This window comes from Sphingomonas sp. AC435, from assembly GCF_979253005.1.
Genome location: NZ_CEEDCJ010000062.1, coordinates 1 through 256 on the forward strand (window position 1 = coordinate 1; position 256 = coordinate 256).

Genomic DNA, 256 nt, shown 5'->3' on the forward strand with positions numbered 1-256 from the left:
GTTGGAGATGTTCTGGATCTCCTTGTCGAGCAATTGCCGGTTGCTGATGACGCGCATTTCGCCCCCGAACGAGCGGATGCGGGTCGATTTCAGCCCGATCGACTCGAGCACGCCGACGGTCTGGTCGTACTGGACCTTGTCGCCGCGCCGGAACGGTCGGTCGAAGAGGATCGCCAGCGCCGCGAACAGGTCGCCGACGATCCCCTGCGCCGCCAGACAGATGGCGATACCGCCGACGCCGAGACCGGCGACGGGG

At 66.0% G+C, this 256-nt stretch carries 1 protein-coding gene; it reads right to left on the reverse strand.

Annotated features, from left to right (window positions below; translation table 11 throughout):
• On the reverse strand, positions 1–256 hold a 256-nt coding region (locus AC0CH8_RS18960; protein WP_465241211.1), incomplete at both ends, for a mechanosensitive ion channel family protein.